Origin of the sequence: Nocardia wallacei, from assembly GCF_029868745.1 — a bacterium.
Taxonomy (GTDB): domain Bacteria; phylum Actinomycetota; class Actinomycetes; order Mycobacteriales; family Mycobacteriaceae; genus Nocardia; species Nocardia wallacei_B.
Window position 1 is genome coordinate 1 of sequence record NZ_JARWOP010000022.1, and the last position, 13,341, is coordinate 13,341.

Genomic DNA, 13,341 nt, shown 5'->3' on the forward strand with positions numbered 1-13,341 from the left:
GCCGGATGCCCCGTTCCGAGTGCGCCACAGCGTTTTTCCAGCGTTCGAGCGATACCTCGGTGTAGACGACATCGGTGAGCCCGTCGAGCAGCGCGGGCGCGGCCCACGCGGAGGGGAGCCCCCCCCACCCCCCCCCCGCCCGCCCCGCCGGCCGCCGCCCGGGGCGGCGGCGCCGGCGCCGCGGGCGCGGGGCGGACGAGGGTGACCGGGCGGCCGTCGATGAGGAAGGCCGCCTCCCGCAGGGCGAACAGCCGGACCTTGCCGTGCCGGTCCTCGAGTTTCACGAACTCGCCGTCGTAACTGCGGTCGAATCCCACGACGGCGCCGCAGAATCCGGTCGCGGCGTCCTCGACGACCAGGTCGCGTTCGGCCGGCACCCGCGGCACGGCCCGCTTCTCGTTGCGGGCGTGCCCGCCGTAGATGTTCCCGTAGTTCCGCGCACTCACGCGCTCGAAAATACCTGTGATGGTTCGTTTCCCGGCGGCGACGGGCCGTATCGGATCACAACACCGTACCGGTCGGATGCCGATTCCGTTGCGAACGGCGAACTCCGCGCTGCGCGGCGACTCGAGCCGTTCGATGTTGCGTGTGTATCCCGACATCGTGCGGTGGCGCCCACTAGAGTGATCGGCGTGGCCGCAATAGTGTGGCTGGTCGCGGGGATCCTGCTCGCGGCCGCCGAAATGCTCACCGGTGATTTCACGCTGCTCATGCTGGGGGCGGCCGCGCTCGCGACCGCGGGTGTCTCCGGGCTGGCGGACACCTCACTGATCGTCGACGCCATCGTGTTCGGTGCCAGCTCCGCGGTGCTGATATTCCTGGTGCGTCCGATGCTGTTGCGGCGCTTCGCGACTCCACCGCCCACCCCGACGAATGTGGACGCCCTGCCGGGCAAGACGGCGCGTGTGCTCGAGCCGGTCAACGAACACACCGGCCAGGTGAAGATCGGCGGCGAGGTGTGGAGCGCGCGCCCGCTCGACCCGGGCGAGGAGTACGCCGAGGGTGAAACCGTCTACGTCATGAAGATCGACGGCGCGCACGCCGTCGTGTGGAAGGGGCCTTAATGGCTGTACTGATCGTCGCCGTCGTCCTCGTCCTGCTGGTCGTGGTCGTGGTGTTCAAGTCGATCGCGCTGGTGCCGCAGGCGGAGGCCGCGGTCATCGAGCGATTAGGCCGGTACTCGCGCACGGTGTCCGGTCAGCTGACGTTCCTGGTGCCGTTCGCCGACCGCATCCGGGCCAAGGTGGACCTGCGCGAGCGCGTGGTCTCCTTCCCGCCGCAGCCGGTGATCACCCAGGACAACCTGACCGTCCAGATCGACTCGGTGGTCTACTTCCAGGTCACCAGCCCGCAGGCAGCGGTCTACGAGATCAGCAACTACATCGCCGCGGTCGAGCAGCTGACCATCACCACGCTGCGCAACGTGGTCGGCGGCATGACCCTGGAGGAGACGCTGACCTCCCGCGATCAGATCAACTCGCAGCTGCGCGGCGTCCTCGACGAGGCCACCGGACGGTGGGGCCTGCGGGTGGCGCGTGTCGAGCTGAAGGCCATCGATCCGCCGCCGTCGATCCAGGAGTCGATGGAGAAGCAGATGAAGGCGGACCGCGAGAAGCGGGCCATGATCCTCACCGCGGAAGGTAACCGCGAGGCGCAGATCAAGTCCGCCGAGGGCGCCAAGCAGGCGCAGATCCTGTCGGCCGAGGGTTCCAAGCAGTCGGCCATCCTGGGCGCCGAAGGCGACCGGCAGAGCCGCATCCTGCGCGCTCAGGGTGAGCGCGCCGCCGCCTACCTGCAGGCGCAGGGCCAGGCGAAGGCGATCGAAAAGGTCTTCGCCGCAATCAAGTCCGGCAAGCCCACCCCGGAACTGCTTGCCTACCAGTACATGCAGACGCTGCCGCTGGTCGCCAAGGGCGACGCCAACAAGGTGTGGATGGTGCCCAGCGATTTCGGCAAGGCGCTGGAAGGGTTCGCCCGCAACTTCGGCACCCAGGGCGAGGACGGCGTCTTCCGCTACGAGCCCGCGCCCGACGGGGACGGCGGTCCGCGCCCCGAGGACGACTCCGACGAGGTCGCCGACTGGTTCGACGTCAAGACCGACCCGGCCGCGGAACGCGCCGTGCGTGCCGCCGAGGCCGCGGCCGCCACTCCGGTGGAATCGCCGGTGCCGACGGTACCCTCGCGCAACCTGCCGTCGCAGGGCGCGCTCGGCGGCAGCAGGCCCACCTTCCAGCCGGACCAGCAGCCGCCGCAGCCGCCGCCGGTCCAGCAGCCCTACCAGCCCGGGACCGGCGAGACCCGGCCGTGGACGCCGCCGCAGGGCCATTAACGGCGAGCCGGATTCGACGATGTTCCAGGTGGCCGGCGCGTAGCCCCGGCCCCTGGAACCGACTCGACCGGCAGCAGTGACGCGGGGGGACGATGATGAGGCGACGGGCAGTACTCCAGGCAGGCGTGCTCGCTCCGGCCCTGGCGGCGTGCGCGCCGAGCGCCCTGCTCGGCAACCCAGACGTGATCCGAATCGCGGTGCCCTGGAGCGGATCCGAACTCGCGGCCTTCCGCGCCGTACTGGCCGGACTGCGCCTGCAGGACGAGGTCGATGTGCTGCCGCTCGGCGACGACATCGACACCGCCCTGCTGGCGCGCGGCCGCTCGAAGCCGGATCTGGTGATGCTCCCGCATGTCGGCCGGGTACGGGACATGGCGGGCGACGGTCTGCGTCCGGTCCCGGAGTCGCTGTGGACCGACGACCAGGGACTGCGCTATCCGGAGGTCTGGCAGGACCTGCTGTGGCACAAGGGGATTCCGTACGCGGTGCCCTTCAAGTCGGCGCAGAAATCGCTGGTGTGGTACGACCGATACGCCTTCGGCGGCTCCGGCCCGCGCGACGACCCGCAGGAGTGGACGCTGGCGCAATGGCCGGAGCAGCTGCGCCGCGTCGCCGCACACGGCCGTCGGCCGCTGGCACGGGGCGCGGCCGACGGCTGGGTGCTGGCGTACATGTTCGCCAACGTGCTGTACGCCGAATCCGCCGAGGACTACACGCGATTGGCGGCCCCCCGCGACGACGGGTCGCCGCCCCGGTGCTGGAACAGCGACGCCGTGCGCCGGACGTTCCGTCAGCTCGGCGCCGTCTGGGGGCAGCCGGACGCGTTCCCCGGCGGCGTGCCCGGCGCGCTGACCCGGCAGTATCCGGACGCGGTACGGCAGGTGTTCGAGCTGCGCGACGCCGCCATGGTGGTGGCCCCGGATTTCGCCGAGGCGATCGTGCGCAGCAGCCTGCGCCGCGCCCACCGGGGCCCGGAAGCGGTGGGGGTGATGCCGTTCCCGGCGGGGTCGGGCGGGGTGCGGCCGCTGATCGGCGGCGGCGACGCGCTGGTGATCACGGGTGACCCCGACCCGGCGGTCGACAGGGTGGTTGCACAGCTGGCCGCTCCGGCGGCCGCGCAACCGTGGATCGACTCCTACGGCGGCTTCCTCTCGCCCAGCCTGCGCACCCGGCCCACCTATCCGTCCACCCTGGATCCCGTTGCCGATCAGCTGAATTCGTGGACCGCGTTCGATCTGGCCGACCTCATCGGCGAGGCCGGATTGCGCAACGGGCTGTGGCGCGTGCTCACCGACTTCCTGGTGACCGTCGGCGACGGCCGGCTGGACCGGATGGACGACGCGACCGACCGCGCCGTCGCCGCCCTCGACGAGTTCGAGCGGAGATCGTGATGTCGGCGCAGCGGATCTACGCCAACGGGCTGGATCTGGAGCTGGCGACGCGGCGGATGGCCGGGCCGCTCGTCGGCGGCAGCCCGCCGCGCCGGTGGGTGCCGTGGGTGCTGCAACTGCCGGCCGCGGCGCTGGTCGCGATCCTGCTGGTCGGTCCGGCGGCGACGACGGTGTGGACGGCGGCGCGGGTGCGGCCGGGCATGGTGGCGGCCTGTGCGCTGTTCGTGGCCGCGGCGGTCGGCCTGCGGCTGGTGTGCCGGCGGGACGAGCGGGTGCACCGGCTGTGGCGCGGCGTCCGGCGGTCGCAGTGGCGGCTGGTGCGTCGGACGCTGGTGGATATCGCGTTGCTGCGGAACAGGACTCGGACGTCGGTCGGTCGATCGCTGCTGGCGCTGGGATCCGCGGTGACACTGGCGGTTTCGGGCTGGGTGATCGCGATCGCGCTGGGCGCCGACGGTCGCGGCGCGTACGGCCGCACCCTGCTGTGGGTGCTGTGTGCCGCCGGAATCCTCGGCGCCGCATTGGAATTCGCCCGGCTCGGCCGCCGGGTCTGGTGGCCGTGGCAGCCGTTGATCCTGCCGTTCGGGATCTCCGCGTTCGCGGCCGGGGTGGCGCTGCGGCTGGTGTTCGAATATCCGCAGCGACGGCTGCCGCTCGACAGCGTCTTCGGGCAGCAGGTCTGGTTGTTCGGGCTGCTGCTGGCCGTCTTCGCGTGGAGCTGGCTCGGTGTGCTGTTCGCGCTGTTCCGGGCCGCCGTGGCGGCCATCGAGGCCGATCCGGTGCGCCGGGATTACGTGTACCGGCGCGACGCGTCGCCGAATTCGGATGCGGGCCAACGGTCCTCGGCCGTCCGGTGGCCGCGTCCGCTCGTCCGGTGGCTGGGCGGCCGCCGCACTGCGCGCCGGGTCTGGATCACGCTCCGGCGGCGGCAGCGGGCCTGGTCGGCTCGGCGGCCCGAACTTCCTTCCCGCAAGCGGCTTTTCGTGCTGGTGCGGCCGGTGTTCCTGGTCCTCGGACTGGTGGTGGCGGTGGCCGCGGCGCGGGTGTTCGACGTGGTGCTGATCGCGGTGCCCGGATCGCTGCAATACTCCCTGGACAGCGCGACCGTGCACTGGTGGCGTCTGGTCGGCGACGACGGACTGGATCCCGGTGTAGCGGCGGCCTATTCGCTGCCGCTGGCCGTGCTGGTCGGCCTGGCCGCCTACATTCTCCAGACGAATGTGCGCCGCCATCGCACCGGCTGGTCGCGGAGTCCGGCGCGGGCGGCGGTGCCGCGCCGGTGGACGGCCTCCGAGGCAGTGGGCGTGCGGCGGGTGCCGCCGGTCGCGCTCGGCGTGCTGCGCGTCGCGGTGGTCTCGCTGCTGGCGGTGTGGCCGCTCGTGGCGCTGGCCGTCTTCGCGTGGATCGGTGCGGACGGGCCCGGATTCAACGGGTCTGGTGCGGTGTGGCGGGACACCGAACTGTTGCAGGGCATGGCGAACACCGGCTGGGTCGCGCTGTGGGCGACGCTGCTGGTACTGGCCGCGGCGATACCGGTCGCGCACCATCTGGCGGCGCTGCGGTCGGACAGCGTGGTGTCGAAGGTGGCCGTGGTGTTCCTGGTGGTGTTCACGGTGCTGCCCGCGCAGATGTACGCCGGGCCGATCCGCCGCGTCATCGAATTGTCCGGTCTCACCGCCACTTCCGTGTCGTCGCTGATCGTGGTGCACGCCGCCATCGGGCTGCCGATCGCGGTGCTGATCCTGCGCGGCGCGCTGGTGGCGCCGCCGGACAGCCCCGCCGCCGACGCGCTGTACGGGCTGGTCGGGCCGTGGACGGTGGTGTGGCGGGCGATGGTCACCGCGCGACCGGCGCTGGGCGCGGTCGCGGTGCTGGAGTTGGTGCAGGTGTGGAACGACTTCTTCGTCGGGCTGCTGGTCAGCGGCTCGGACGTGAGCCCGTGGTCGTTGCTGCTGTGGGGTGAGGCGCGGCAGTTCAACGAGAACGCCAGCCATCTCGCCGCCGGTGCGCTGCTGGCGGCCGTGCCACCGGCGTTGCTGCTGCTGGCGACCTGGCGCCGGTTCCTCGTGCCCGGCCTCACCGGCGGGGTGCTGCGATGAGCGAACCGCACGGCGAACAGCGCCGCCCGCCCGCCCACGAGTCCGCCGAGACATTGATCTCGACGCCCAAATCCTCTGTGTGGCAAGGGTTGCTGGGCAGCGCGTGGGTGGTGGCGTCCTCGATCATGCTCGAGGTCGTCGCCAAACTGCTGGAGGGCGCGGTCGGCGAGAACGAGGTGGTCACCCGCGTCGTGGGCGCGGCGCGCTGGATCGTCGTGCTGGTGGTGGTGCTGGCCGCGGGATATCTGGTGTGGCGGCGGGTCTTCGAGATGCGCGAACGGGTCCGCCGCGGCAGGGAACTCGATATGACCGCGACGCTCGTCGAGCCCGCGGCGCCGGTGCCGTTGCTGTTGGCGCCCACGGGCTTTCGAGCGCCCGAACAGCGACCGCCGCTGCGTCCGGAGGACCTCGTCGTCGCGACCGCACTGCGCGAACTGTCGCTGCCCGACTACGAATCGGCGGCGCTCTACGACGTGGTGAGCGCCATGCTCTCGGCCGCCGACCTCCTGCCCCAGCAGCGCCACCCCGAGGAGCACAGGCCGACGGCGGACGCGGTGATCCGCCGCCTGATGGCCCACCGAGTCCTCGTGCATTGCGCCGACGATCGATTCGCGAACACCCGGCGACGCGCCGAACCCGCCGCCCCGCACGAAACCCGCCGCACCGCCGACGTCTTCCGAATCACCGGCATCCCCGCACCCGACGCTGCGTCCGAACCCACCGCGACCCCCGAAAACACTGCCGCACTGCGACTCTGGCAACGCGCCGCCCGCCAGGTCATGGCCCCCGCCCTGCTGCGCCACTACGCGGACCGCGTACAACGCTGGGCGATCGCCCTCGACTCCACCCGCCTGGGTCCCGGCGCCCGCCGCTGGTTCACCGACGAATGGCCGCGTCTGGCAGAACTCGTCCGAGCCTGCGCCCCCGAATCCCCAGCAGACCCGGATCACGAGCGTGAATCCCGAGCAGACCTCGATCCCGAGGGTGAATCCCCAGCAGACCCCGATCGCGAGCGTGAATCCGCGGCGGAACCCGAACCCGGCCCCGAACCCGAAGCCGCGCATGCGTCCCCGCCCGAGACCGCGTACATGCGTGAGCCGATGCCATCGCCGGAGCCCGGCCATGAGTCAGCGGGACAAGAGCCCGCGCCCAGCGCGACCAGCACCCTCACCGCGGATACCGCCCAACCTGTGCCGCGGCTGCCCGAAGACCTGCGCGACACCATCGACATTCGCGCCCTGGCGCGCATCGCCGACGCACTGGACCTGTGGTTCGCCGACAACGGCTGGCCGGAGAACACCGACGGCATCGCCGCCGCCATGCGGAATCTGCTCGATTCCCCCCTGGGTGACCGCTACCCGGAACTACGCGCACAATCCAGAATCCGAGCAGGCGCCCCGGGCCGCCGCGTACGCCGCTACCACCCCCGCCGCTACTCGACCACCCTCCAGGCCCGCCGCGCCCACCGCCTGGCACTACACCGCCTGCAGAAACCGGAGATCCCAGAATTACCCGAAACCCCAGACCACACCGAGTTCCTGCCCACAAGCCCCCACCCGCCCAGGACCGACAACCCACTCGCAAATGAGCAATCGCCCACCGGCAAACACCCCTCGGCGGACGCTCACACGCCAACAGACACACCGCCACCCGGCCCACATTCGTTCTCGAGCGCGCAGACCCCAACCGACGCGGACCCGCCGACCAGCACGCAAGCGTCGACCGACCCGCAATCGCCGATGAGTACGCAATCGTCGACCGGCACAGCAGCGTCGATCCGCACGGAGTCGCCGCCCGGCACACAAGTATCGAACGACCCGCAACTGTCGACGAGCCCGCAGTTGTCGACCGTCCCGCAACCCCCAACTGACGTTCGCTCGCAGACAGGCACTCAACCACTGCCGGGCACGCACTCGTCGACGGGCACGCAGTCAGAAGCGGGCGCGCGGCTGCCGAGTGGCATGGAGCTGCCGATCGACGCACAGTCGGCGACGGGCGGGCAGCCCTCGACCTCGGCTATCGGTGTCCGGTGGCGTCGCGGCGTCGCGTGGCTGGCGCGGGTGTGGGGGAAAGGGGATGTGGGCGAGGAACTTTCGCTGGGGGAGCGGCGGGAGCGGGCGCGGCGGGAGGATCTGGACGAGGTTGTCGATCAGTTGGAGAAGGCGTGGTGGTGGCTGCCTCGCGCGGATGTGGCGGGGGAGGTGTGTGCGTTGATCGATCTCGCGGTGGTGCATCTGCAGCAGGGGCGCTTGGTGGCCGCGCGCAATCGGCTGGAGTTGGCGGAGTCGCTGACGCGCGGCGGCCGCGATCTGTCCGGCCGCGCGCACACGTTCGAGTTGATGGGTGTGCTGTGGTGGGTGCGCGGCGAACCTCGGCGGGCGCTGCGTTTCTGGCAGGTCGCCCTCACCCGCTACAACGAGTTGGACCATCGGCTCGGTACCGCCCGCTGCCTGCAGCACCTGGGCTCGGCCATGACGGTCGCACCGGAGTACGGGAGTCTGCTGCTCGACGGCGAGATCGACACGAGCGAGGTGCTGCGGCAGGCGAGCGGCTGGCTCGCCGAAGCCGGTGCGCGGCACCCGGACGCACTGTTCGCCCACCGATATCGCACCGCGGTGTGCGAACAACTGCGCGCCTGCGATCTCGCACCCCTGGACCGCGCCGAGCGCTGGCCGCTCCCGGTCGCCGACGGCGGCGACGCGGCCGTGGCCCTGGCGTGACCCGCCGCACAGAGCCGCACCACCCGATGCGCGTGTGGTTGACTCGGAAGCCGATGCGGCGGTGGGGCTCGCCGCTCCGGGCATGCCCGGAACAACCGTGGTGAAGACGCCGCCAACAGTCCCTACCCGATGAATACCCGTGTGGTCGAGTCGTGTAGGAGACGTGTGTGACCAGTAGGCAGACCGAGCCCGTCGATCCGGATGTCGATCTCGGAGTACCGGAGCAGCGCCGCGAACTGAGCCGTGCGCACGGTGTGGTGCTGCCGGTCATCGCGGTCGGCGGTGCGCTGGGGGCACTCACCCGATACGGCTTGTCACAGTGGTGGCCGACGCCCCCGAACGGCTTCCCGTGGGCCACATTCGTCACCAACGTCACCGGATGCTTCCTCATCGGCGTCCTCATGGTCGTGATCACCGACATCCGGACCGCGCATCCCCTGGTCCGCCCGTTCCTCGGAGTCGGCGTCCTCGGCGGCTTCACCACCTTCTCCACCTACGCCAACGAGGCCCGCGCACTACTGCGGCCGGACACGATCGCGGTGTCGTTCGCCTACCTCGCGGGCACGCTGGTGTGCGCGCTCCTCGCCACCCTCATCGGCATGCGCGTCACTCGCGGCGTACACGACCGCACGCGAGGGAGGCGAGCGGCGTGACCGTCATACTCGTGGTCCTCGGCGCGATGATCGGCGCGCCGCTGCGCTACCTGACCGATCGCGCCGTGCAGTCCCGGCACGACAGCGCCTTTCCCTGGGGAACCTTCCTGGTGAACCTCACCGGCTGCCTGATCCTCGGCGGCCTGGCCGGCGCGGCGGTCTCGACTCCGGTGTTCGCGCTGCTCGGCACGGGCTTCTGTGGCGCGCTCACGACCTACAGCACCTTCGGCTACGAAACCGTCCGGCTCACCGAGGAGCGGGCCTACCTGTACGCCGCGCTGAACGTCGTCGTCAGCGTCGTCGCCGGTCTCGGTGCGGCGCTGCTGGCATACACCGCCGTCGAAGCGATCCTGAGCTGACCCGCGCGGATCAGCCGTGGGCGTCGTAAATAGCTTGGGCCAGTTCCGTTCTCATCGCCTGGAACTGCGGGTCGGCCGTGACCGACAACTCCCGCACCCCGGCCGGGTCGTCACCGGGCAACTCGATGGACCGGTCGACGATCACCCGTCCGGGCCGCGCGCTCATCACCAGCACCCGGGTGGACAGGAACACCGCCTCCGCCACCGAATGGGTGACGAACACGATGGTCTTCCCTGCCCGCCGCCACAGCCGCAGCAACTCGACCTGAAGCCGTTCGCGGGTGAGCTGATCCAGCGCGCCGTACGGCTCGTCCATCAAAATGATCCGCGGATCATTGGCCAGCACCCGCGCGATCTGGACCCGCTGCTGCATACCGCCCGACAGTTCGTAGGGACGTTTGCCCGCGAAGTCGGCCAGCCCGACGAGTTCCAGCAGCCGCTCGGCCTCGGCGCGCCGCGTACCACGATCGACGCCACGGCATTTCGGCCCGAACTCGACATTCCCCCGCACCGACAGCCACGGATACAGCGTCGGCGACTGGAACACCACACCGCGTTCGGGTCCCGGCCCGGTGACGGCGTCCCCGCCGACCAGCAACTCACCCGTACTGGGCGCCACGAATCCGGCGAGCAGATTGAGCAGCGTGGACTTACCGCATCCGGACGGCCCGACGACACCGACGAATTCGCCGGGTTCGATCACCAGATCGGTGGGCGCCAAGGCGACCGTCGGGCCCGTGGCGGTCTCGTAGGTCTTCGAGACCTGGGTCAGCACCACCCGATCCGGCGCATCGACCGCGGCGGTCATTTCGCGCCCACCGCCGCCGCGGCCGCCGGATAGACCGCGCCCGCATACGCTTCCCGCTCGCGGACGCCCTGGACCTCGCCCTGGCTCAACAGGAATTCGGCGGTGCCGCGCAGGTCGGCGCCGAGCTGCCCGCCCAGATACGCGGCGCCCGCCTGGGTGGGGGCATCGAGGTAGCCGTACCCGGCCAGCTGCTTGCGGGCGTCGTCGACCGTGACACCGAGCTGCGCCGCGATATGCGTGGCGGCCTGCGTCGGATCGCTGATGATCCGGGTGACAGCCCAGTGCTGCGCCGCCGTCCACACCTCGACGAATTTCGGGTTGGCGGAGACGAATTCGCCGCGCGCACCCGCCAGGTCGTAGGTGGGCCGACCGGCCGCGGCGGTCTGCGCGGCCGAGGTGACCACGCGACCGTCGCTCAGCAATTGCGACAGTGTCGGCTCCCAGATGAACGCGGCGTCGATCTGCCCGCCCTTCCAGGCGCCGAGAATGGCGTCGGGCGCCAGGTTCACCAGCCGCACGTCTCGTTCGAGTTCAGCCGCCGCGAGCGCACCGGTGAGACTGTAGTGCGCGGTGCTCGCGAAGGGCACCGCGATCCGCTTGCCTCGCAGCCCTGCCACCGAGGTGATCGAGGGATCTTTGGCCACAAGGGATTCCGCGCCCTGGATGACATCGTGGATCCAGATGACCTTCAGGTCCTGGCGCAGCGGGACCGACAGCGCCCGCGCGGTGGGCGCGCTGCCGAGCAGGCCGATATCGAGCGATCCGGCGCCGAATGCCTGGATGACGTCGCCGCCGGAAGCGAACGTCGACCAGGTGAAGGTCCCGTGCGGCAGGCACGTCCGCAACAGGCCGGTGTCCTTCACGATCAGGTCGCCGTTGGGTATGTCCTGATAGCCGATGCGCACACTGCCGGTGAACGACTCGTCGACCGGGATCGGGCACGCCACCTGTTCGCCGGTGTACCGGGAGGAGTCGGTCCGGCCGGACTCCACGCAACCGGTCAGGGCCAGAACCAGCATCCCCGCCACCGCCGCGGCGACTGTCCTTCTCATACTTTGCCTTTCCACGGCGCGACGACAGCGCCTACACCCTTGATGGCCGCGTCCAGGGCGAGCGCGGTGAGTCCGATGACGATGATGCAGGCGAGGGTGAGGGCGGTGTCCAGGCGCTGACCGGACAGATACGCCAGCCCGCCGATGCCCGGAATGCCGTTGTTGAGTTCGGCCGCGACCACGGTGGTCCACGCGAATCCGACGGCGACCCGGATGCCGCCGAGCACCTCCGGCAGCGTCGCGGGCAGCAGCACCCGCGTGACCACCTGGAAGCGATTCGCGCCGAGCGAACGAGCGGCGTTGATCCGGTCGGCCGATACCCCGTGCACGCCGCCGATGGTCGCGATCACCACCGGCGGAAAGGACGCCAGGAACAGCAGCCAGATCTTCGAGGTGTCGCCGATCCCGAACCAGACGATGAGCAGCCCGATGTAACCCAGCGGCGGCAATGCCCGCAGGAAGTTCAGATACGGTTCCACTACGGCGGCAAGGCGTTTCGACGTGCCCAGGGCGAAACCGACCGGCGGCCCGAGCACCACCGCCGCGCCCGCGCCGGCGCCGATGCGTTGCAGGCTGGCCACCAGGTGCTCCCAGAGGAAGTAGTTCTGCTCCCCGCGTACCTCCCGCGGTACGCCGGGAGCCGGCTGATGCCAGCTGTTCGCGCGCACGAACGCGTCCCAGACCGCGTCCGGGGCCGGGAGGAACTGCGGATCGACCAGTTTCGCGGTGGCGGCGAGCCACCAGAGCCCGACGAACACCGCCGGCGACAGCAGCCGCACCGTCGCTCGTCGTACCCACGCATCCGGTGTCCTCGCGCGTCCGCGCGGGCTCGTCATGCGATCCGGCGCTGCCGGACTCGCCGGATTGCGCGGTTGCCGTTCACGCGATTCGCCTTCCTGCCGAACTGAACTCGGACGGCCGCAGCCCGCACCCGGAGTTCGGGGCCGCAACCGTCCGGCCCGATCCTGTCGGGCTCGCGGTGCGGCGAACAGTGTCACGATCAGCGTGATCGGAAAGAATGGCGGCGTACCGGGTCGATTCGGAGTCGGGCACACTTATTGCGCCGCAGCGCATTACGAGAGCCCGTCGACGCGGGTGAATTGACGACCGCGCCGCCCGATGCGGATATTTCGTGCGACGCAAAGAAATTCAGTTCCATTGCCGGAATCGAAAGAGAGCCTGATCGAGGCGCCGGATATTCGGTTGTGAGGGGGCCGTCCTCGTCGGCGGATATAGGCGAACCGAATATTCTCGGCCGAGCCAGGAGCTAGCCGAGGTCTGTCGCGACCACCGATCGCTGCGGCGCCGACCGGATCGTCCGAGGTGAAGTGACAGCGAAGTCGTTACCGAGTCCGCTGGTAGCGGGAGAAACCTTGCTCTAAACGTGACCCGGACCACAATATCGCAGTGATCTCGGTTACATAACGAATAAGTAACTACAAGTATGTAATGCTTGATTTCAGCTTTCCATCTGCATAAACAACATACATCTCACGTCATGGTCGAGACTTTATGGTTGTTACCGCAACGTGATCAATCGAGATTTGTTCGTTACCGTCGGTCGCGGCCCGGAACGACGGGCTGACGCTCGAATCGCCGAACACCGGTAACCCTGTCCCGCGATTCGAGTTCGACCCCGACATCACTGGGGACAGGGACCCGGTAACGCTTTTCCGCCGGGCCGGCTGGGCGCAGGCAGGAACCACTACATGTCTCGTAACCGTAAGTTCAGCTCCCGCGCTCTCGGTCTTGCCGCCGTCGCCGGCGCTCTCGTCGCCGTGCCCATCGGCCTGACCTCCACCGCGTCGGCCGCCCGCGGCCCCCACGGGGGTGGCGTCGCGCCGTGCGAGGCCCGCCGCCACTGGGGGGCCCACACCCGGTAAGGGTTATAAGGCGGCCGGCAGGTCACCCACAGCACCAGGGACCCCAA

The 13,341-nt window shown here is 70.1% G+C and carries 12 protein-coding genes; 8 read left to right on the forward strand and 4 right to left on the reverse strand.

Going from position 1 to position 13,341, the window contains the following annotated elements; all coding sequences use genetic code 11:
- Positions 1 to 446 (reverse strand): DUF3097 family protein (locus tag QH470_RS00775; protein WP_280270282.1); only part of this gene is annotated, 446 nt, incomplete at its 3' end.
- A gap of 186 nt (positions 447 to 632) precedes the next feature.
- On the opposite strand from QH470_RS00775, the gene QH470_RS00780 reads away from it, so the two are divergent.
- The 7 genes from QH470_RS00780 to crcB (QH470_RS00810) all read left to right on the forward strand — a co-directional run bounded on the left by QH470_RS00780 (position 633) and on the right by crcB (QH470_RS00810) (position 9,551).
- Positions 633 to 1,064, forward strand: a complete 432-nt coding sequence (locus tag QH470_RS00780) for an NfeD family protein (protein WP_280270283.1) — start codon at positions 633 to 635, stop codon at positions 1,062 to 1,064.
- Positions 1,064 to 2,329 carry an SPFH domain-containing protein gene (locus QH470_RS00785; protein WP_280270284.1) on the forward strand — a complete coding sequence of 422 codons (1,266 nt, stop codon included), beginning with the start codon at positions 1,064 to 1,066 and terminating at the stop codon, positions 2,327 to 2,329. The genes QH470_RS00780 and QH470_RS00785 overlap by 1 nt, the downstream gene beginning before the upstream one ends.
- A gap of 125 nt (positions 2,330 to 2,454) precedes the next feature.
- On the forward strand, positions 2,455 to 3,720 hold the full coding sequence (locus QH470_RS00790) for an extracellular solute-binding protein (protein ID WP_280270285.1): 1,266 nt from the start codon (positions 2,455 to 2,457) through the stop codon (positions 3,718 to 3,720).
- A complete protein-coding gene (locus QH470_RS00795; RefSeq protein ID WP_280270286.1) occupies positions 3,720 to 5,819 on the forward strand; it encodes a hypothetical protein in 2,100 nt (699 codons plus the stop codon). The genes QH470_RS00790 and QH470_RS00795 overlap by 1 nt, the downstream gene beginning before the upstream one ends.
- Positions 5,816 to 8,539, forward strand: a complete 2,724-nt coding sequence (locus QH470_RS00800) for a hypothetical protein (protein ID WP_280270287.1) — start codon at positions 5,816 to 5,818, stop codon at positions 8,537 to 8,539. The genes QH470_RS00795 and QH470_RS00800 overlap by 4 nt, the downstream gene beginning before the upstream one ends.
- 167 nt (positions 8,540 to 8,706) lie before the next feature.
- Positions 8,707 to 9,192 carry a fluoride efflux transporter CrcB gene (crcB, locus tag QH470_RS00805; protein WP_280270288.1) on the forward strand — a complete coding sequence of 162 codons (486 nt, stop codon included), beginning with the start codon at positions 8,707 to 8,709 and terminating at the stop codon, positions 9,190 to 9,192.
- On the forward strand, positions 9,189 to 9,551 hold the full coding sequence (crcB, locus tag QH470_RS00810; RefSeq protein WP_280270289.1) for a fluoride efflux transporter CrcB: 363 nt from the start codon (positions 9,189 to 9,191) through the stop codon (positions 9,549 to 9,551). The genes crcB (QH470_RS00805) and crcB (QH470_RS00810) overlap by 4 nt, the downstream gene beginning before the upstream one ends.
- 10 nt (positions 9,552 to 9,561) lie before the next feature.
- Here crcB (QH470_RS00810) and QH470_RS00815 read toward each other — a convergent pair whose 3' ends face one another.
- The 3 genes from QH470_RS00815 to QH470_RS00825 are packed head-to-tail and all read right to left on the reverse strand — an operon-like array spanning position 9,562 to position 12,190.
- The gene (locus QH470_RS00815; protein ID WP_280270290.1) at positions 9,562 to 10,359 is read right to left on the reverse strand and encodes an ABC transporter ATP-binding protein; all 798 of its coding nucleotides are present in this window, start codon (positions 10,357 to 10,359) and stop codon (positions 9,562 to 9,564) included.
- Positions 10,356 to 11,411, reverse strand: coding sequence for a taurine ABC transporter substrate-binding protein (locus QH470_RS00820; RefSeq protein ID WP_280270291.1), 1,056 nt, complete (start codon positions 11,409 to 11,411; stop codon positions 10,356 to 10,358). The genes QH470_RS00815 and QH470_RS00820 overlap by 4 nt, the downstream gene beginning before the upstream one ends.
- Positions 11,408 to 12,190 carry an ABC transporter permease gene (locus tag QH470_RS00825; RefSeq protein WP_280270292.1) on the reverse strand — a complete coding sequence of 261 codons (783 nt, stop codon included), beginning with the start codon at positions 12,188 to 12,190 and terminating at the stop codon, positions 11,408 to 11,410. Before QH470_RS00825 ends, QH470_RS00820 begins: the two co-directional genes overlap by 4 nt.
- A 930-nt stretch (positions 12,191 to 13,120) precedes the next feature.
- Between QH470_RS00825 and QH470_RS00830 the strand changes: the two genes are divergently transcribed.
- Positions 13,121 to 13,294 carry a hypothetical protein gene (locus QH470_RS00830; RefSeq protein WP_280270293.1) on the forward strand — a complete coding sequence of 58 codons (174 nt, stop codon included), beginning with the start codon at positions 13,121 to 13,123 and terminating at the stop codon, positions 13,292 to 13,294.
- The last annotated feature ends 47 nt before the right edge of the window (positions 13,295 to 13,341 follow it).

Excerpts from the sequence above, each read along its gene's own strand:
- QH470_RS00785 (WP_280270284.1), top strand. The coding sequence starts at position 1,064 with ATGGCTGTACTGATCGTCGCCGTCGTCCTCGTCCTGCTGGTCGTGGTC.
- QH470_RS00795 (WP_280270286.1), top strand. The coding sequence starts at position 3,720 with ATGTCGGCGCAGCGGATCTACGCCAACGGGCTGGATCTGGAGCTGGCG.
- QH470_RS00800 (WP_280270287.1), top strand. The coding sequence starts at position 5,816 with ATGAGCGAACCGCACGGCGAACAGCGCCGCCCGCCCGCCCACGAGTCC.
- QH470_RS00815 (WP_280270290.1), bottom strand. The coding sequence starts at position 10,359 with ATGACCGCCGCGGTCGATGCGCCGGATCGGGTGGTGCTGACCCAGGTC.
- QH470_RS00820 (WP_280270291.1), bottom strand. The coding sequence starts at position 11,411 with ATGAGAAGGACAGTCGCCGCGGCGGTGGCGGGGATGCTGGTTCTGGCC.
- QH470_RS00830 (WP_280270293.1), top strand. The coding sequence starts at position 13,121 with ATGTCTCGTAACCGTAAGTTCAGCTCCCGCGCTCTCGGTCTTGCCGCC.